Consider the following 18319-nt stretch of genomic DNA (forward strand, 5'->3'; position numbering starts at 1 on the left):
GGGAGTTGGAGAGATTGGAACAGAGTAAAGTCTCGGTGAGCCGCCACGACATAAGACAGCCTCTCAATATCGTGATGCTGGCCTGCACCAACCTGCGCGCCCGGATCGCACCGCGCCTGAGCCCGGAGGACGCGGTCTATCTGGATGCAAAGATCGGCCGGATCGAACAGCAGGTCGAGCGGATTTCCGGGATGCTGGGGGCCAGCGTGACAACGCAGGGGCCGGACGCGGGCGATGCTCCAGCCAAGGGGGATTGAACCAAGACCATGTATGGAATGATTCATCGCGCAGTGCGGCAGATGGTGCTGGATACGCGGGGCGAAGCGACCTGGGCGGAGATCGAGCGGGCAGCCGGGCTGGGTCCGGCCGAAATGATCAGCGCCGAAGTCTATGACGACGAGGTGACGTTGAAGCTGATCGGCGCCACGGCCGAAATACTGGCGGAACCGGTCGACGCGCTGCTGCTGGCCTTCGGACGATACTGGATCAGTTTCGCCGAACGCGGTTCATTCGGGCGGATCCTGGATTTCACCGGCACCGACCTGGTCAGTTTCATCGGCAATCTCGACAACATGCATCGGGGCGTACAGGCGGTCATGCCAGACGCGCGGATGCCCACGTTCCATTTGGTGGACTCGACACCGGGTCGACTGATCGTTTCCTACGCCTCGTCCCGCACCGGGCTTGAACGGTTTGTCGAAGGCCTGTTGCTGGGCCTGCTTGACCGGTTCGGGCTTACTGGCTCGGTCAGCGAGCGACCGGCGAACGGACACGGTCGCCAGTTCCTGCTGACTTATTCCACGATCTGATTGCCCATGCAGATCGAGATCGACGAATCCGTCTTGGGGGTGCTGTTCCCGGCGTTCGTCATCCTCGACGATTCGGGCCGGATTCGCCAGTTCGGACCGACGATCGCCCGCCGGTTTCCGACGATTGCGGGCGGAGACAGGATCGAGACCCACTTCACGATCAGCGGTGCCGCACCGGATGGCGATCTGTCCGCCCTCGCTGGCTCCTCGCAGACGTTTACCCTGGTCGGCCATGTCGACCAGGCGAGGCTGGTCGGCACGGTGCTGCGTTGCTCCGCCGGGCTGCTGCTGACCTTGCGCATGTCACCGGAGAGCTTCCTGCTCGACAGCTCCGACTACACCATGGCCGATTTCGCGCCCGGCGATCCGGCAATTCATGGCCTGCTGCTGCTCTCGATGCAGCGCGCCCTGCTCGACGAACAGCGCACCGTGGTCCGGGAACTGGCCAAGGAACGGCAGAGCAGCGTCGACCTGCTCGACCGCGTGAGCCGCGTGGCAGGGTTCATGGCGCATGACTTCAACAACTTCCTGTCGATCATCAAGCTCACCTCGGACCGGATGCGGATGGAGCTGCTGGATCAGCCGCGCCTGCGCCGGATGCTCGACATCATCAAGAGCACGGCGGCGCGGGGATCGGCGATCACCCGATCGCTGATGACGCTGTCGCACCAGCGCGACGATACCCGGATCCTGGTCTCGATCGACGACATGATCCGCGACAACGCCCAGTTTTTCTCGACGATCGCGGGGACAGGTGTCCAGATCAAGATGGATCTGGCAACGACCGGCCTGGTCACTGCAGTCAGTCCGGTTGGAGCACTGAACAGCCTGGTCAATCTGCTGATGAATGCCCGCGATGCCATGCCCGAGGGCGGGTCCATAACGCTCAGGACACAGGTTCGTCGGCTGCCGGCTGGCGCCATTGGCAGATCGGATGAAGCGAGCGATTACATTGTGATCGAGGTGGCCGACACCGGCAAGGGCATGGCGCCCGAGGTGCTTTCGAAAGCCTTCAAGCCACTGTTCTCGACCAAGCCGTCCGGCAACGGACTGGGGCTGGCTTCAGTCCTCGACTTCGCCCGCGAATCCGGTGGCGATGCCTGCATAGATTCCACGCTTGGCCGCGGGACCGAGGTTCACATCATGCTCCCGGCCCGGCCCGCTCCCGATGTCGCAATGGCTCGTGAACCTGGCCTGGCCGGTCCGCACCCAGGGTCCGAGACGGCGCCGACCATTCTGCTGGTGGATGACGAGCCCTATGCGATCGAGGCGCTGGCCGAATTGCTTGAAGCGGAAGGCTATGCGGTGACCGCCTGCCAGTCTTGCGCGCAGGCGCTGGTGGAACTGGCGTCAAAACCATTCCGGATCCTGCTGACCGACATCGTCATGCCCGGTGAAAATGGCACGGCCCTGGCCGAGGCGGCCTGCCGGATGCAGCCGGACCTGAAAGTGATCCTGATGAGCGGCTTCGTCCCCGAGGGTCAGTCGATGGCCGAGGACTGGATGTTCCTGCGCAAGCCGATCGACACCGCCACGCTGACCAGCATGCTGCGTCTGGCGCTAGATGGCCCGGTTGCAGCTGAATAGCTCGCGCCGGACTACCTGATTTCGAGGCCGGCCTTCAGCGCGATCCGCACCGCGTCGGGCGAATTGCTCGCCTGCATCTTGCTCAGCAGGTGAGCCCGGTGAACTTCGACCGTGCGCGGGCTGATGCTCAGGTGCTCGCCGATCGCGCGGCTGGAAAGACCCTTGGCCATGCAGCCCAGCACTTCCTTCTCGCGCGGGGTCAGCCGGTTGACCAGCTCGCGCACCTGCGCTTCCGCCTCAAGATGCTCCCACCGTGGCTCATAGATCTCGACACAGTCGTCGATGATCCGGTCCAGTTCGTCGGCTGCAATCGGCCAGTCGAAATAGTCCACCGCGCCAAGCCGCATCGCTTCCACGAGCGCCCGCGACCGCAGCCGCTCGGCATAGGGCACGACCGCGATCGGCTTGCCCACTTCCTTGCACCAATTGAGGAGGTCTGCCACCGCAGTGCCTTCGTCGTGGACCAGTACCACCTGGCGCTTGAACTTACCGCCGAGGAACTCGCGAAAGTCCTCGAAAGGCTCGGCGTGACGCCCGACCGAAGCCAGCACCCGGATCAAACCGGCGCGGTTGGCATAGCTGCTATCGATAACGGATACGGATGTTTTGCTCATGCATCCTACCTAGGGGAAGGTCGCTAGGAGAAACACTCATATCGGTTTCACTATGGCACCGTTGGGCCGGCAATCGATCCGAAAGTTGCAGCATTCACCGCCGCAGGGAATTTGTTAGCCCAGTCTCGCCGGGGATCGCGTACGAATATTTCGCAGCTGACCAGACGCTAGCCCTGGCGGCCGGTCTTCCACTTGGACAGCAGATGGTCGACGACCGGCAGGTAAAGCGGTTGTTCAAACTCCAGCCCGGCGGTGAGCCGGTTCCGCCAACGGACCTGGGCCCGTTGCGGCGCAAGGTTATCCAGGCTGATGACCAATTGGCCGGCATGGCTCAAGTCGTCATTGGCAAAGATGACCCGGCAACCGTGAGTCGACAGGTCGGTCACCGCCACGCTGCAACGCGATACCGTGCCATCACGGGTAGTGCCAGGCATGGCCAATTGACCGCGTGGTTCCCGACGTCGCACCATCTCTTCACTCATGCTCCCTGCTCCCGGCCCTTTGAGGGCGCTTTGGCAATCAACGGTTCCCGCAGTGCACACTAGTTCGCCCGATCAGGCTGCCGCATGGCCTGCGCCGCCACATCCAGCCCAGCACCCAGTTCGCCCGCAAGGCCATCGATCGAAAGAGAGATGGCTACCGCGATGAGCGAGGCGGCGAAACCGTATTCAATTGCAGTTGTTCCGCTGCAATTCCGCAAAATCATCATCAATTTCTTCAAGTCTAACCCCCTTGGAGTATCAATGATGATCTAGCAGAGTCTGATCTTTAAAGGTCAATCAAAGAACAGCCTCGCAAACACCATACTTTTGATTTCATACACGATTTGTTTCTCGATATTAATTGCTTATAATTAGGTGTTTACGTGTATAGACCCCGCTTTCCCTCCTTGGTACCGACCCCTTGTGACGTTCGTCGTCAATTCGACCCGATCGGCGAACGTCACAATCAATGCCAAGCCGGCACCGCCCATCTGGCGACGTGCCGAGTGATATGGGGAGCATGGCTTGACCAGGATCGCCAAACTCCCGGGCAATGATCCCACGGGTGAACCCGCCGCTGGAACAGGGCAATCTGGCTGGACCAAGCCGCAACTTGTCCGCCTGGCTCCAGATGAAGCGTCGCATCTGCGGGCGCTCAGCGCCTTCGCCCAGGCCAGGACGCGTGCCTCCTAGGCAACGTTACACGCCGCCCCCAGGCTGATCGGCTGGGGCCTTATCCTGTTTGTTGTCAGAAGGGTGCGCGGGCCGCTTCGGTTTCGGCTTGCCGAGCCGCACGGGACTATCGGCCACTGCGACCAGTCCGTGCATCGGCCGGCATCAGTCAGCAAACCAGTGGTTGAGAACTGATTGGCAAGCCCTGAAGCAGACCGTCGTTCAAGCCATGTTCGCCAGGCCCCAGCCAGCCGGTGGTTTGTAGTCGCAGACCTGCTAGGGATCGCGGCATGACCAAGATCCACAAGCTTTCCGGTACCGTCGACGTCGACGGGTTCCAATATGAGTGGGAGCTGCGCAGCGAGCCGCAGTGGAGCGAGCGTGAAGGCTGGAAAGGCATGACCGTCGCCTTGCTGCGCAAGCACACGCAACGCGGCGCCTTGCTGGAGTTTCCCGCGCCGAAACGCTTGATGAAAGGTATGCAGCGAGGCCGCCTCCAGATCGGCGACGCCATTGTCATCAGAGGCATTCAGGCGGCGTTACAAGCCGGCTGGGACCCTTCTTCGCGGGGAAAGCCGATGGTTTTCGAAGTCGATGCCGATGGCAACTAGCCTCAGGCCGCCTTGGGCTTGGCTCAGTCGTTCAGCCATTCGTCTGAGATCTCGCCGCTATGCCCCTCGGGTGCCAGTGCGGCGCGCAGGGCTTCCAGCAGGGGCGGCAACGCCTGCGTGAAGGCGTAGGGCGGGTTGACGATAAACAGGCCCGCGCCGTTATAAATGCCGGGCTGATCGCTATCGTAGAGCCAATGCTCCACGCACAGCAATTTCGGGATGCCGAGCTTGCGTAACTGCTCCTTCCACCGCGAATGCGTGGCGCGGTCTTTCAGCGGATACCAGATCACCGTCACGCCATGCGCCCATTTGCGGTGCGCCGCGGCAAGGCTAGCTATGATACGCGCGCGTTCATCGGTCTGCTCGTAGGGCGGATCGACTACAACCACGCCGCGAGGTGTTCGGGGCGGCAGCATCGCCAGCCAGAACTCATAGGCGTCGCGCTGATGCACAGCGGCGGCTGTGCCGCGCATCGCGCCGCGCAGGGCCTGGACATCCTCGGGATGCTTTTCATTCAGGATCAGGGCATCCTGCGGACGCAGAAGCTGCGCCAGAAACTGCGGCGAGCCGGGATAGAGGCGCGGTTCGCCCCCCTCATTCACCGCCTGGACGGCGGCGCGGTAGTCATCCAGCAAGGGGTTCGGATCGGCCAAGGCCCGCAGCACGCCCTGCGTGGCTTCGCCGGTGCGTTGGGCATCCGCGCCATCAAGGTCGTACAGCCCGCAGCCGGCATGGGTGTCGATCAGCGTCAGCGCGCTATCCTTGTGCTGCAAAGCGCGCACAAGCGCGATCAGCAGGCTGTGCTTCACGACATCGGCGCTATTGCCGGCATGAAAGGAATGGCGATAGTTCATTTCGGCGCAAAACCCTGACGATCTGCCTCTAATCGAAACTGCGGGGCGCGAAAGCCGAGCCCGAGGCGGTTGAAGCACCCAATCCGTTGCCCGTACAGGGGCGAGCGGAAACCTTCAAAGCACTTCTGCGCGAGGTCTGAAGCCCGCGTCTGCTCATGTCGGCAAGGGCTGGCACTGGTGTTATCAGTCTAATCGCAACTTGTCGCCGATTGGCGGCGCTGAGGCTTTGAGAAGACCGGTGCTGGGGGGTGTGGCGGAGCGGGAGGGATTCGAACCCTCGATACGCTTTTGACGTATACTCACTTTCCAGGCGAGCGCCTTCGACCACTCGGCCACCGCTCCGCACTAAGCCTGATCGGATCGCACGCAGTGCGGGCCGTGAATCAGGCGACCAACTCAATCGGCCTGGATGGACTGCGCCCTAGCGGCGGTGGGCGGCGGGCGCAAGCATTGGCGGTGCGGGGACAAATGCCTATCTCTCCCGGCATGACCCGCACCTTTGGCCTTGCCCCCTCCGCCGCCGAGATCGAAACCCTGGCTCTGGCTGCGCTGGCCAGCCTGCCCGAACCCTTTGCCGCGCATCTTGCTGGCGTGGTGTTGCAGGTGGAGGAGTTCGCCGATGCCGAAACGCTGGCCAGCGTCGGGCTGGACGAGCCATTCGAGCTGACCGGGATCTACGAGGGTGTGCCGGTGGGCGACAAGCACTCAGCGCCCAGCGGCACCCTGCCCGACCGGATCCGCCTGTTTCGCGCGCCGATCCTCGATGAATGGGCCGCGCGCGGGGATGAGACACTGGAACACCTGGTGGCGCACGTGGTGATCCACGAGGTTGGCCACCATTTCGGCCTGAGCGATGCCGATATCGAGGCGCTGGAGGACGCGGCGGACTAACGGCTTGCAGCAATGCGATTTGCTGGCAAAGTCCGGGCCATGCGCAAACACCTGCTCCCCCTTACCGCCCTGCTTTCCGCCACCGCGCTGACCGCGCAGGAGAAGGCCGCCGTCCCTTCCCCGCCCGAGATCGTCAACGCCGCGCCCAAGGCGGACTGGGTGGCGATTGCCCCGTCCGACCTCATGGTGATGGACCTGACGCCGGACACGAAAGGCAAGCCGCGCCGCGTGGTGATCCAGCTGATGCCCGCGCCGTTCAGCGAGGGTTGGGTGAGCAACATCCGCAAGCTGGCGGCGGCGCGATTCTGGGACGGGCTGAGCATCAACCGGGTGCAGGAGAATTACGTCGTGCAGTGGGGCGATGCGAATGGCGAGGACCAGGCCAAGGCGCGCAGGTTGCCGGATGGTTTGGCGGTGGTGCCGGAAAGCGCTTACGAATTGCCCGTCAGCCGCCCGGCTTTCTGTCGCTCTGGCGACCTTGCAGTTTGCCGTCAGCCGGGAGCTATCAACCACGACACGATCAATTCCCGAAATGGCTCAATGCACGATCCGTACCGCGGAAATGACGGCTTTTGGCGTGGCTGGCCTGTCGCCGCCGAAATGCCGACCGTAAGCATCATCCCGGGCGATCGGAATGAGCCAAGCACAGTGTGGCCCGTCCACTGCTACGGCATGGTTGGCGTCGGGCGCGATATGCCGCCCAACACCGGCACCGGGGCCGAACTCTATACCGTGATCGGCCATGCCCCGCGCCATCTCGATCGCAACATTGCCCTGGTCGGCCGGGTGATCGAGGGGATCGAGCACCTCTCCAGCCTGCCGCGCGGGACCGGGGCGCTGGGCTTCTATGAAACGGCGGAAGAGCGCACGCCAATCGTCTCGGTGCGGATCGGCACCGAGGTGAACGGCCTGCCGGCTTACGAATACCTCTCGACCGAGAGCGCCAGCTTTGCCCGCTATGCCGATGCCCGCGCCAACCGCCGCGATGCCTTCTTCATCCGCCCGGCTGGCGGGGCGGACGTGTGCAACATCCCGGTGCCGGTGCGGCGGGTGAAGTGACCCTTCGGCAAGCTCAGGGTGAGCGGGAAATCATTGCGCACACCGGCACCCTGTGGCGCTGGACTGGCGGTGCTTCCGGCGGCTCGTGGCATTTCCTGACAATCGACGGGGCAGCGGGCGAGGCCTTGTCCGGCACGGCGCTGATGCGGCGGATGGAAAAGACCATCGGCGGGTTCGGCTCGCTGAAGGTGACCGCAACGATCGGTGGAAGCACCTTCAGGACATCGCTGTTCCCGTCGAAAGAGCTGGGCTGGCTGCTGCCGGTCAAGGCCAGCGTCCGCAAGGCCGAAGGGATCGGCGAAGGCGATGCGGTGGACGTGACGCTGGAAGTCTAGATCCGCTCGGCCTGGGCCACGGCATCGCTGGCGCGCAGCGCGGACACGATGCGGGTCAGGTGCGCCAGGTCGGTCACCTCGATCTCCGCCTCGTACGTACTGAACAGCTCATCGCGGTTGGAGTTTTCCAGCGCGGCGATATTCGCGCGGTTGCCGGCGAAGATGCCCGCCGCTTCGGCCAGGGTGCCGGGCCGGTTGTGCAGCACCATGCGGATCCGCCCGACCGCGCCGGTGGTGCGTTCGCCCCATGACAGGTCGAGCCAATCGGCATCGACTCCGCTGGCCAGCGCCATGCAGTCAATCGCATGGACTTCCACCCCCTTGCCCGGCACGCGCACGCCCACGATCCGGTCACCCGGGACCGGATGGCAGCATTCGGCCAGGTGGAAAGCCACGCCCGCCGTCAGCCCGCGGATCGAGATCGCGCGTTCCTGTCGCGGCCAGTGATCGGGATCGGGCAGGTGCTTGGTGCTGCCCGGCACCAGGGCTTCCATCACCGCGCGGTCATCCAGCTTGGCCGTGCCGATGGCCACCAGCAAGTCTTCCTCACTGGCCAGGCCCAGCCGCTTGAACGCGTCGCGCACCGCCTTCTTGCCGATCTTAGCGGGCAACCGGTCAGAGATCTCTTCCAGCAGCTTGCGGCCGATCGCGGCAACTTCCTGGCGTTCCTTGGCGCGCACGGCGCGGCGGATCGCGGCGCGGGCCTTGCCCGTCACGACGAAGCCCAGCCAGGCCAGCTGCGGCGCGGCGCTCTTGCTCTTGATGATTTCCACCACGTCGCCGTTGTTCAACTCGGTCCGCAGCGGCATGTGGCGACCGTTGATCTTGGCTCCCACGGCAAAGTTGCCGAGGTCCGAGTGGACTGCATAGGCAAAGTCCACCGGGGTCGATCCCTTGGGCAACTGGTGCAACGCGCCCTTGGGGGTGAAGGCAAAGATGCGATCCTGGTAGATCGCCATGCGGGTATGTTCGAGCAGTTCCTCGGCATCGTGGCTGGCGTCGACGATCTCGATCAGGTCGCGCAGCCAGCCGACCTGGCCATCGGGCTTGTCACCCTGCTTGTAGGCCCAGTGGGCGGAGAGGCCGAACTCGTTGGTCCGGTGCATCTCGTGGGTGCGGATCTGCACCTCCATCCGCATCGAGTTCTCATAGATCAGGCTGGTGTGGAGCGAGCGATAGCCGTTCGACTTGGGCGTGGAGATGTAGTCCTTGAACCGGCCCGGAATCATCTGCCAGGTGGTGTGGAGCACCCCCAGCGCGCGATAGCAGTCCTGCGAGCTGTCGGTCAGCACGCGGAAGGCCATGATATCGGTGATCTGTTCGAACGAGACGTGCCGTTCGGCCATCTTCTTCCAGATCGAATAGGGGTGCTTCTCGCGCCCTGAAACCTCCACCTTCAGCCCGGCTTCGGCCAGCGCCTGCTTGATCGCCAGCGCAATGGCATCGACCTGGCCGCCATCGGTCTCGCGGATCTGGGCCAGCCGCCCGGTGATCGTGGCATAGGCTTCCGGTTCCAGCTGCTCGAAGGCCAGCAACTGCATCTCGCGCATGTATTCGTACATCCCCACGCGCTCGGCCAGCGGGGCATAGATATCCATCGTTTCGCGGGCGATGCGGCGGCGCTTGTCCGGGTTCTTGATGAAATGCAGCGTGCGCATGTTGTGCAGCCGGTCGGCCAGCTTGACCAGCAACACGCGGATATCCTCGCTCATTGCGAGGAGGAACTTCCTGAGGTTCTCGGCGGCGCGCTCGTTCTCGCCCATCGCCTCGATCTTCGACAGCTTGGTCACGCCATCGACCAGCCGGGCGACATCCGGCCCGAACAGCTTCTCGATCTCTTCGGGGGTGGCGAGGGTGTCTTCCACCGTATCGTGCAACAGCGCGGTAACGATGGTTTCCTGGTCGAGCTTCAGCTCGGTCATCAGCCCCGCGACTTCGACCGGATGGCTGAAATAGGGATCGCCGCTGGCCCGCTTCTGGCTGCCGTGCTTCTGCACCGTATAGACATAGGCCCGGTTGAGCATCGCCTCATCGGCGTCCGGGTCATAGGCGAGCACCCGCTCGACAAGTTCATACTGGCGCAGCATCTGAAGCCTAGATGGGGGGCAAAGGCCCCGCAGGGCAAGGGGTTTTAGGGCCGGGCCGGCTCCCGATCAGCTCCCCGATCAACTCCAGGTCGCTTCGGGCGGCAGGCTCATCAGGATCGCGTCGATATTGCCGCCGGTCTTCAGGCCGAACAGGGTGCCCCGGTCATAGACCAGGTTGAATTCCGCATAACGCCCGCGCCATTCGAGCTGCTGGCGCTTGTCGGCCTCGGTGAAGGCCATGCCCATGCGCCGCCGCACCAGCTGAGGAAACACGCTGAGGAAGGCCTCGCCCACATCGCGGGTGAAGGCGAAATTGGCCTCGAACCTGGCATCGTCAGGGCAGTCGAGGTGATCGTAGAAGATCCCGCCCACGCCGCGATGGACGCCCCGGTGCGGGATGAAGAAGTACTCGTCGGCCCAGGCCTTGAACTTCGGATAGTACTCGGGATCGTGGGCATCGCAGGCGGCCTGGAAGGCTGCGTGAAACTCGGCCGTATCTTCCGCATAGGGGATCGGGGGGTTGAGATCGCCGCCGCCGCCGAACCAGGCCTTGGTCGTGGTCAGGAAGCGGGTGTTCATGTGCACGGCGGGCACGTGCGGGTTGGCCATGTGCGCGACCAGGCTGATGCCGGTAGCGGTGAAGTGCGGGTTCTCCACGCTCGCGCCATTGATGCTGGCGGCGAATTGCGGCGCGAAGCTGCCGTGGACGGTAGAGACGTTGACGCCAACCTTTTCGAACACCTGGCCCTTCATCACCCCGCGGGTGCCGCCGCCGGGATTGGGGTTGCCTTCCTCCTCGCGCTGCCACGAGGTGTACTCGAACCGCGCCGGGCTGCCGGCTTCGGCCTCGATGCTCTCGAATTCGGCGCAGATCCGGTCGCGCAGGCTTTCGAACCAGGCCTTGGCGCGGGCGGTGTGGGGGATCCAGTCGGTCATGATTATCCTCGGCTTTTGGGGCCCTTGCCAAGGCGGAAGCGTTCCGGCAAGGAAAAGCCATGGTTCCCTTTTCGTTCGCCGGTGAGGAGATGGCGCTGCTGGATGGCGGCGCGCTGTACTGGCCGCGCGAAAAGGCCCTGCTAGTGGCCGACCTGCACCTGGAAAAGGCCAGCTTCTATGCCCGCTTCGGGCAGATGCTGCCGCCCTATGACAGCCGCGAGACGCTGGAACGGGTGGCCGTAGCGATTCGCGCCAGTGGGGCGCGGCGGGTCTTTACCCTGGGCGACAATTTCCACGATGGCGAAGGAGCCAGTCGGTTGGAGCCCCACGCCGCCGGCATGCTGGCCGCACTGACCCGGGTGGTCGACTGGGTGTGGATCGGCGGGAACCACGATGCAGGAGCCGCTCCCGGCACCATGCTGGATGAACTCGCCATCGGTGCTCTGGTGCTGCGGCACGAGGCGCAACCAGGTGAGCCGAAGCCCGAGCTTTCCGGCCATTTTCACCCCAAGCTGCGGATCGCGGCGCGCGGTCGGTCGGTCGCGCGGCCCTGCTGGGCCGCCAGCGAGCGCAAGCTGATCCTGCCGGCCTTCGGCGCCTTTACCGGCGGGCTAGACGTGGCCGATCCGGCGATCATCGCCGCGATGCAGCCCGCCCGCGCGGTTCATGCCGTGCTGCCGGTGCGGGGCCAGCTGGTTCAGGTACCGGTCTGGCGTGAAGCACCCCCGGTGAAGTGACGTAAATTCGCCGCTTCCACCGCGCGCGGATTCCGATTAAGGACGCGCGCATTGATCAATTGCCTCAAGGAGCAGGAACTATAGCACCCCCACCCCGGCGCATGCTGGCGCCCCCCGTCAAGAGCGGGCCGCGCTACAACCAGATGATCACCTCGGACAAGGTCCGCGTCATTGACGAGAATGGTGAGAACCTTGGCGTCATGTATACCCGCGAAGCGATCGAGCAGGCGGCCGAAGTAGGGCTGGACCTCGTGGAGATCTCTCCCAACGCCGATCCGCCGGTGGCGAAGTTCCTTGATGTCGGCAAGTTCCGCTACGAGGCCCAGAAAAAGGCCAACCTGGCGCGCAAGAACCAGAAGACGCAGGAGATCAAGGAGATCAAGATGCGTCCGAACATCGACGATCACGACTATGACGTGAAGATGCGGGCGATCCACAAGTTCATCGGCGAAGGTGACAAGGTCAAGGTGACCCTGCGCTTCCGTGGGCGCGAACTGTCGCACCAGCAGCTGGGCATGAACCTCTTGAAGCGCGTGCAGGAAGACACCGCCGAAGACGCCAAGATCGAGGCCTATCCCCGCATGGAAGGTCGCCAGATGCTGATGGTCCTGGCCCCCAAGTAAGTTCCACACCAGGCCGGGAGAGGGCCGATGACGATCCAGCGCATCGCCCTCTGGCTTGGCCCGCTGGGCTTCCTTGCCACCCTGCTGACCGCCGCCCCGGCGGGGATGCCGCCGCTGGCCTGGCCAGTGGCGGGCCTGGTCTGGTGGATGGCGGTGTGGTGGATGAGCGAGGCCCTGCCGCTTTACGCCACGGCCTTCCTGCCCTTCGTCGTCCTGCCGCTGCTGGGCGTGGCCGATGCCACGAAAACGGCGGCGGCTTATTATTCGCCGATCATGTTCCTGTTCCTGGGCGGGGCCTTCCTGGCCCTGGCGATCGAGCGGACCGGACTGCATCGCCGTCTGGCGCTCGCGATCCTGAGCCGCGCGGGCGGTTCGACCTGGCAACTCCTGCTGGCGGTGATGGCGGCGACTGCGCTGCTGTCGATGTTCATCTCCAATACCTCGACCGCGCTGATCATGATGCCGATGGCGGTCGCCATGCTGGCTTCGGGCGGGGTCCGTCCGGGTGAGACCGGCGGCATGGCCGGAGCCCTGCCGATGGGTATTGCCTTTGCCGCCTCGATCGGCGGGCTTGGCACCCTGGTCGGATCGCCCACCAATGCCATTGCTGCAGGGCTGCTCGACAAGAGCCTGGGGATCGAGCTGAGCTTTGCCCAGTGGGCAATGTACGGCGTGCCGGTAGTCCTGCTGGGCGTGCCGTTGGCTGCGCTGATCATTGCCCGGGTCCAGCGGATCGGGGCCGACAGTTTCGATCCCGCCGCTGCCCGCGAGGCGATCCGCCAGAGCCCAGCCTGGAGCGTGGCGGAAAAGCGCTTGCTGCCCGTCTTCATCCTGACCGTGCTGGCCTGGCTGACCCAGTACTGGACCGAACCGCTGTTTCCAAAAGGTGGACTGACGGACGGAACCATCGCGGTGATCGCGGGCCTGGCGCTGTTCGTGCTGCCCGATGGTACCGGTCGGCCGATGCTGACCTGGCCCGAAGCCAACCGCGCCCCCTGGGACGTGGTGCTGATGTTCGGCGGCGGCCTGGCGCTGGCCATGGGGATGAGCGCGTCGGGCCTGGCCGACTGGCTGGGGCAGATGCTGCTGCCGCTGAAAGCGGTGCCCCTGCCGGTGGTCGCGCTGGTGCTGGTGGCCTTTGTCATCATTGTCACCGAATTTGCCAGCAACGTGGCGGCAGCCACCGGGATCATGCCGGTGGTGGCCGCGCTGGTTGTGGCGCTGGGGGCCGATCCGATCCTGCTGGCCCTGCCCGCAGCGCTCGCGGCAAGCTGGGGCTTCATGCTGCCGTCGGGGACCGGCCCTAACGCGATCGCCTGGGCCACCGGCCACATCGCCTTGCCCCGCGTGCTGCTGGCCGGGTTGTGGCTCGACCTCGCTGGCGTGTTCCTGCTGGTGGGCGTGATCTGGGGCGTCGCTGCACTTGTGTGATCCACAACCGATTCCGGTTGCAGTTGAAATCACTTTTCGCCGCCGATAGACAGGCCGGCATCAGGGTTCGGGAGGAGATGCGCACCTGCGGAGGTTAGGTGCGCCAGTGCCCCCGCACGCCTCATCCCGCTCCCGCCTTCCTGGGAGCGACCGCGCCTTGAAGCCAAGGCCGAGACAGGAAGGACGCCTAGCATGGCCGACACTCGCAAGCCCAAGCCCGCCGTTACTCGGATCGGCAATCACGAACTTTCGCCGGCCACGCTGATGATGGGGCACGGTTATGACCCCGTACTGTCCGAAGGCAGCCTCAAGGCCCCGATCTTCCTGACCAGCACCTTCGCCTTCCCCAGCGCCGCCGATGGCAAGCGCTTCTTCGAAGGGATCACCGGCAAGCGCCCCGGCGGCACCGATGGTCTGGTCTATTCGCGTTTCAACGGGCCCAACCAGCAGATCCTCGAAGGCCGCCTCGCACTGTGGGACGGGGCCGAGGAAGCGCTGGTCTTCTCCAGCGGCATGTCGGCGATTGCCACGCTGTTCCTGGCACATTGCAACCAGGGCGACGTGATCGTCCATTCGGGGCCGCTCTATGCCGCGACTGAGGGCTTTATCGCCAGGACCCTGTCGCGCTTCGGCGTGGGCTATGTCGATTTCCCGGCCGGGGCGACCCGCGCCGAGATTGAGGCCAAGCTGGAAGAGGGCCAGGCCCTGGCCGCCAAGCAGGGCGGCAAGGTGGCGATGCTGTACCTGGAAAGCCCGGCCAACCCGACCAATGCCCTGGTCGATGTGGAAGCCGTGGCGGCGGCGCGCGACGCGCTGTGTCCCGGTGCCCCGATCGCCATCGACAACACTTTCCTGGGCCCCCTATGGCAGCAACCGATCAGGCAGGGCGCGGACATCGTGGTCTATTCGCTGACCAAATATGTCGGTGGCCATTCCGACCTGGTCGCGGGCGGCCTGTCAGGGGCCAAGAAGTGGATGGATCCGATCCGGATGCTGCGCAACACCATGGGCACGATCGCCGATCCCAACACCGCCTGGATGCTGATGCGCAGCCTGGAAACGGTCGAACTGCGCATGAGCCGCGCGGGCGAGAACGCGGCCAAGGTCTGCGCCTGGCTGAAGGATCACCCGAAGGTCGAGGGGCTGGGTTACCTTGGCATGATCGCCGACCCGCGCCAGCAGGACATCTACGACCGCCACTGCACCGGGGCAGGCAGCACCTTCAGCCTGTTCATCAAGGGCGGCGAGGCGGAGAGCTTTCGCTTCCTCGATGCGCTGCAGATCGCCAAGCTGGCGGTCAGCCTTGGCGGGACCGAGACGCTGGCCAGCCACCCGGCCAGCATGACGCACCTGTCCGTGCCGGACGAGCGCAAGGCGGCGCTGGGCATCACCGACAACCTGGTGCGCATCTCGATCGGGATCGAAGCGGCGGACGACCTGATCGCCGACTTCGATCAGGCGCTGGCGGCAGTGTGATCGGGCGGGCGGTCCTCGCCCTGGCGGCGCTGGCCGCAGCCTGGACCGCCCCGGTCGGCGCACGGCTTCCGGTACACCCCGATGACGGCCCTGCACTAGCGGGGGCAACCAAGGCCCTGTGCTCGCGCCGGATCGCCCTGCTGGGCGAAGCCAACCACGGCGATGCCCGCACCGAGCAGTTCAAGATCGCGCTGATCGAACGGCTGGTTGACCGCTGCGGGTTTACCGCCGTCGTGTTCGAAGCAAGCTTCTACGAATTCGTCGCGCTTGAACGCGCGCGGCAGGCCGACCAGCCAGTCACGCCGGACCGCCTTGCCACGGCGATTGGCGGGCTGTGGCGATATAACCGTACCTTCCAGCCGTTGCTGCCGTGGCTGGCGGACCGCGTGACTTCCGGCGAGTTGCGGATTGGCGGAATCGACCTGCAACAGGGTGGGCAGGGGCAAGACTAAGCAAATTTCGGGCTGACGGCCGAACTGACCGAAGGCTTGCCCGCTGACCGGCGCGATAGCTGCCGCACTGCCTTTCGCGATCACCTGTTCAAGGGTTTCGCGGCGGAGCGAAAGGTCGTGCTGCAATCCTGCATGGCCGCGATCCGTACCCTGCCCGAGCCATCCGACGCGCAGGCTCGCCGCGAACATCGCGCCATGCTGGACATGCTGGGCCGGTTCCTGGCACTTGATCCGCGCGACCAGCGCGCCTTCTTTGCCGGACGCGACCAGGCGATGTTCGATCTGCTGGCCTGGTGGCAGGCGGGCTGGCCCGCCGGGACCAAAGTGATCATCTGGACGGCAACGGTCCACGCCGCGCGTGATGCCACCCCGGAACCACGCTGGGCCGGCTTGCGCAACCTTGGCAGCCTGGTGGCCGAACGCCACGGCCGCCGCGCCTTTGCCCTGGGTTTCGGCGCCTTGGGCGGCACGACCCGCGGCTTTCCCGCCCCGCGCGCGATTGCACCGGCCGAAGCCGGGTCGCTGGAACGGCTGGCCATCCCGGATGACCACCGGCAGACGGCCTTTCTGAGCGCGGCCGCGCTGCGCCGAGCAGGTCGGCGCACCGTCGGCCTGTTCACGCACCAGCGCCTGACAGCGGATTGGTCGCAGATCGTTGACGGCGCGGTGATCTTCCCGGCCGAAGCCGCCGCCGCTGACATCCGCAAGGATCGCTGAGGCGGCCTTGCGATGGCTGGCAAGGCTTGCGACCAGCCGCCGGTTCTGCTCAAGGCAGCAACATGAGCGAGCACACCCACGACAAGCTGGAAAGCGAAACGACCGGACTGCGGTCGGGTTTGGTCAAGGTTGCCGAAGGCCCCTGGGCTGGCTGGTACCATTGGGAGCCGGTCGATCATTTCGAGGAGCACGCCGGGCCGTTCTATTGCCAACCCGAAGGCGAAGGGCCCGATGCTCCAATCGTCTGCGGCTTCATCCCCGAAGCCAAGAACCGCAACGGCGGCGGGAACATCCACGGCGGGGCACTGATGACCTTTGCCGATTATGCCCTGTTCATGATCGGCGGCGGCATGGACACCTCGGTCCACGGGGTGACCATGACGATGAACTGTGAATTTGTCGGCGCGGCCGAACCCGGACGGTTGCTGACCGCGCGGGGCGAGGTGGTGCGCGCCGGTGGCAGCGTGGTCTTCGTGCGCGGGATCATCGACGATGCCGGACGCAATGTCCTCGCCTTTTCCGCCACGATCAAGCGGTTCAGGCAGGGCTGAGCAGCAGCTCCAGATAGACGCTGTCGCACAATTCCCCGGCCACCAGCCAGGTTCCAGCGACACGCGCGGTTTCCACGAAGCCGGCTCGTTCCAGCAGGCGGAGCGAGGCCAGATTGCGCGGATCGACATCAGCCTTGAGTCCCGGCAGGCCGCGCCCACGCATGTAGTCTACAAAAGCCGCCAAAGCCTCGCTGGCATAGCCCTGCCCGTGGAAGTCTGGATGCAGGAGATAGCCAAGCTCGGGTATGCGCCAGCAGCCCAGCTTGCCGATCGGTCGGCCGGCGACTTCAATCACGAAATCGTCGCTGATCAGCGGATCGGCCGCAATCATGGACTCCACCCAGTCGCGGCTGGTTGCCAGATCCTCGTGCGGCGGCGTCGACCAATAGCGCATCACGCCCGCATCGCTCATCGCCCCATGAAACATGGCCAGATCGTCAATGCGGGCGCGGCGCAGGACAACCCGGCCCGCCTCGATCCGGTCACGCCGGGTCGCTGGGTCTAACCCTTCCACTCGCGCCGCTCCTCCGCCGAGCGCAGCACTTCATAGGCCAACTGCAATGCCTGGAAAGCCTTGGCGGCGTCCTCGTCGCCGGGTCGCAGGTCGGGATGGACCGCCTTGGCCTTGGTGCGGTAGCTCTTCTTGATCGCGTCGAAATCGGCATCCGGGGTCAGTTCCAGCAGGTCGAGCGCGCGCAGTTCATCGCGGCTGCGGCTGCCATCGCCCGATCCGGCCCAGCCATAATGGGCCGATTCCTTGTACCCTTCATGGGTCTGGCGTTCGCTCGCCTCGCGCTCGGCGGCTTCCTCGGCGGTCAGGCCGGCGAAGTAGTCCCAGCCAGCGTTGTATTCGGCGGCATGGGCCTGGCAGAACATCCAGCGTTCAGGGCTGTTGGGCGATTTGGGCGCGGGGCAGGTGCCGGGTTCGGTGCAGCCCACCCGGTCGCATAGGCGGACCTGCACGGTGTCGCGCGCACCACCATAGCCTCCCCACCGCGGGAAGCCCCAGCTATTGGATCGGCGGGCCCTGCTCATTTGCTGGCGGATAGGCCCGGCGCACCGGTACGTGCAAGCAAAAGCGCCATACATCAGCGATTAAGGTTGTCCGGCCAAAAGACCGTATTGCAATGCAGCATGAGGCATACCATTTGATGCCCGTGCAGTTTCCGCACGGAGGTTCCCCGCGATGAGCAAGCAACTGGCCCTGTCGATCGCCGCCTCGGTGCTGGCCATGGCCACCTTTGCCCTGTTTGGCGGTGATGCGCGGACCGGTGGGATCGAGCGTGATGGCCCGCGCTGGTCGGCTCAGACCGAAGTGGCCCCGCTGCCTTCGATTGGCCAGCTGCTCCCGGCCCTGCAGTAAGGACCCGGGCCAGAGGGCCCGGGCCGGATTAC

At 64.9% G+C, this 18319-nt stretch carries 23 protein-coding genes and 1 tRNA gene; 15 read left to right on the plus strand and 9 right to left on the minus strand.

The features are described from left to right. Positions 1-35: 35 nt before the first annotated feature. Genes O9281_RS00180 through O9281_RS00190 form a run of 3 tightly spaced genes read left to right on the plus strand, consistent with a single transcriptional unit; the run spans position 36 to position 2396 of the window. Complete coding sequence (locus O9281_RS00180) at positions 36-257, plus strand: hypothetical protein (protein WP_298181483.1); 222 nt, start codon at positions 36-38, stop codon at positions 255-257. 18 nt (positions 258-275) lie between these two features. Beyond that, positions 276-809, plus strand: a complete 534-nt coding sequence (locus tag O9281_RS00185; protein ID WP_298181486.1) for a heme NO-binding domain-containing protein — start codon at positions 276-278, stop codon at positions 807-809. A gap of 6 nt (positions 810-815) precedes the next feature. Beyond that, a complete protein-coding gene (locus O9281_RS00190; RefSeq protein WP_298181489.1) occupies positions 816-2396 on the plus strand; it encodes an ATP-binding protein in 1581 nt (526 codons plus the stop codon). Between the two features lie 11 nt (positions 2397-2407). Here O9281_RS00190 and O9281_RS00195 read toward each other — a convergent pair whose 3' ends face one another. From O9281_RS00195 to O9281_RS00205, 3 genes are all read right to left on the minus strand, one after another. Next, on the minus strand, positions 2408-3010 hold the full coding sequence (locus O9281_RS00195) for a LuxR C-terminal-related transcriptional regulator (protein ID WP_298181492.1): 603 nt from the start codon (positions 3008-3010) through the stop codon (positions 2408-2410). A 167-nt stretch (positions 3011-3177) separates the two neighbouring features. After that, positions 3178-3492, minus strand: coding sequence for a PilZ domain-containing protein (locus O9281_RS00200; RefSeq protein ID WP_298181494.1), 315 nt, complete (start codon positions 3490-3492; stop codon positions 3178-3180). 59 nt (positions 3493-3551) lie between these two features. Beyond that, complete coding sequence (locus O9281_RS00205) at positions 3552-3731, minus strand: hypothetical protein (RefSeq protein ID WP_298181497.1); 180 nt, start codon at positions 3729-3731, stop codon at positions 3552-3554. Positions 3732-4454: 723 nt separating this feature from the next. Between O9281_RS00205 and O9281_RS00210 the strand changes: the two genes are divergently transcribed. Next, positions 4455-4775, plus strand: coding sequence for a hypothetical protein (locus O9281_RS00210; RefSeq protein ID WP_298181498.1), 321 nt, complete (start codon positions 4455-4457; stop codon positions 4773-4775). 23 nt (positions 4776-4798) lie between these two features. Here the strand turns inward: O9281_RS00210 and O9281_RS00215 are convergent, their stop codons facing one another. Next, positions 4799-5629 carry a 23S rRNA (adenine(2030)-N(6))-methyltransferase RlmJ gene (locus tag O9281_RS00215; protein ID WP_298181501.1) on the minus strand — a complete coding sequence of 277 codons (831 nt, stop codon included), beginning with the start codon at positions 5627-5629 and terminating at the stop codon, positions 4799-4801. 251 nt (positions 5630-5880) lie between these two features. Continuing rightward, positions 5881-5971, minus strand: a tRNA-Ser gene (locus tag O9281_RS00220). Between the two features lie 144 nt (positions 5972-6115). Between O9281_RS00220 and O9281_RS00225 the strand changes: the two genes are divergently transcribed. Genes O9281_RS00225 through O9281_RS00235 form a run of 3 tightly spaced genes read left to right on the plus strand, consistent with a single transcriptional unit; the run spans position 6116 to position 7914 of the window. Beyond that, positions 6116-6520, plus strand: coding sequence for a metallopeptidase family protein (locus tag O9281_RS00225; protein ID WP_298181504.1), 405 nt, complete (start codon positions 6116-6118; stop codon positions 6518-6520). A 39-nt stretch (positions 6521-6559) separates the two neighbouring features. Further along, entirely contained in the window at positions 6560-7579 is a 1020-nt protein-coding gene (locus tag O9281_RS00230) for a peptidylprolyl isomerase (RefSeq protein WP_298181506.1), read from the plus strand. Beyond that, a complete protein-coding gene (locus O9281_RS00235; RefSeq protein WP_298181510.1) occupies positions 7576-7914 on the plus strand; it encodes a DUF1905 domain-containing protein in 339 nt (112 codons plus the stop codon). Before O9281_RS00230 ends, O9281_RS00235 begins: the two co-directional genes overlap by 4 nt. On the opposite strand, the gene O9281_RS00240 is transcribed toward O9281_RS00235, so the two are convergent. Next, the gene (locus tag O9281_RS00240; RefSeq protein ID WP_298181512.1) at positions 7911-10001 is read right to left on the minus strand and encodes a bifunctional (p)ppGpp synthetase/guanosine-3',5'-bis(diphosphate) 3'-pyrophosphohydrolase; all 2091 of its coding nucleotides are present in this window, start codon (positions 9999-10001) and stop codon (positions 7911-7913) included. The two genes, O9281_RS00235 and O9281_RS00240, sit on opposite strands and share 4 nt — an antisense overlap. A 78-nt stretch (positions 10002-10079) precedes the next feature. After that, on the minus strand, positions 10080-10937 hold the full coding sequence (hemF, locus tag O9281_RS00245) for an oxygen-dependent coproporphyrinogen oxidase (protein WP_298181515.1): 858 nt from the start codon (positions 10935-10937) through the stop codon (positions 10080-10082). A gap of 59 nt (positions 10938-10996) precedes the next feature. On the opposite strand from hemF, the gene pdeM reads away from it, so the two are divergent. From pdeM to O9281_RS00280, 7 genes are all read left to right on the plus strand, one after another. Next, the gene (gene pdeM, locus O9281_RS00250; RefSeq protein WP_298181520.1) at positions 10997-11674 is read left to right on the plus strand and encodes a ligase-associated DNA damage response endonuclease PdeM; all 678 of its coding nucleotides are present in this window, start codon (positions 10997-10999) and stop codon (positions 11672-11674) included. A 101-nt stretch (positions 11675-11775) separates the two neighbouring features. After that, positions 11776-12297, plus strand: a complete 522-nt coding sequence (infC, locus tag O9281_RS00255; RefSeq protein ID WP_298181523.1) for a translation initiation factor IF-3 — start codon at positions 11776-11778, stop codon at positions 12295-12297. A 27-nt stretch (positions 12298-12324) separates the two neighbouring features. Further along, positions 12325-13728, plus strand: a complete 1404-nt coding sequence (locus O9281_RS00260) for a DASS family sodium-coupled anion symporter (RefSeq protein WP_298181526.1) — start codon at positions 12325-12327, stop codon at positions 13726-13728. A gap of 192 nt (positions 13729-13920) precedes the next feature. Continuing rightward, the gene (locus tag O9281_RS00265) at positions 13921-15204 is read left to right on the plus strand and encodes a cystathionine gamma-synthase family protein (RefSeq protein ID WP_298181529.1); all 1284 of its coding nucleotides are present in this window, start codon (positions 13921-13923) and stop codon (positions 15202-15204) included. Continuing rightward, positions 15201-15656: a hypothetical protein gene (locus O9281_RS00270; RefSeq protein ID WP_298181531.1), complete on the plus strand. Its 456-nt coding sequence runs from the start codon at positions 15201-15203 to the stop codon at positions 15654-15656. The genes O9281_RS00265 and O9281_RS00270 overlap by 4 nt, the downstream gene beginning before the upstream one ends. 36 nt (positions 15657-15692) lie before the next feature. Next, positions 15693-16373, plus strand: a complete 681-nt coding sequence (locus tag O9281_RS00275) for an erythromycin esterase family protein (RefSeq protein ID WP_298181534.1) — start codon at positions 15693-15695, stop codon at positions 16371-16373. 62 nt (positions 16374-16435) lie between these two features. Then, positions 16436-16924: a PaaI family thioesterase gene (locus O9281_RS00280; RefSeq protein WP_298181536.1), complete on the plus strand. Its 489-nt coding sequence runs from the start codon at positions 16436-16438 to the stop codon at positions 16922-16924. Here O9281_RS00280 and O9281_RS00285 read toward each other — a convergent pair. Together O9281_RS00285 and O9281_RS00290 are read right to left on the minus strand one after the other, a co-directional pair. Beyond that, on the minus strand, positions 16911-17438 hold the full coding sequence (locus tag O9281_RS00285; protein ID WP_298181539.1) for a GNAT family N-acetyltransferase: 528 nt from the start codon (positions 17436-17438) through the stop codon (positions 16911-16913). The genes O9281_RS00280 and O9281_RS00285 overlap by 14 nt on opposite strands. Then, complete coding sequence (locus O9281_RS00290; protein ID WP_298181541.1) at positions 17426-17959, minus strand: J domain-containing protein; 534 nt, start codon at positions 17957-17959, stop codon at positions 17426-17428. The genes O9281_RS00285 and O9281_RS00290 overlap by 13 nt, the downstream gene beginning before the upstream one ends. Before the next feature lie 151 nt (positions 17960-18110). Here O9281_RS00290 and O9281_RS00295 point away from each other — a divergent pair, with 151 nt between their 5' ends. After that, complete coding sequence (locus tag O9281_RS00295) at positions 18111-18287, plus strand: hypothetical protein (protein WP_298181546.1); 177 nt, start codon at positions 18111-18113, stop codon at positions 18285-18287. Positions 18288-18319 lie beyond the last annotated feature (32 nt).

Origin of the sequence: Novosphingobium sp., from assembly GCF_027531025.1 — a bacterium.
GTDB lineage: Bacteria > Pseudomonadota > Alphaproteobacteria > Sphingomonadales > Sphingomonadaceae > Novosphingobium.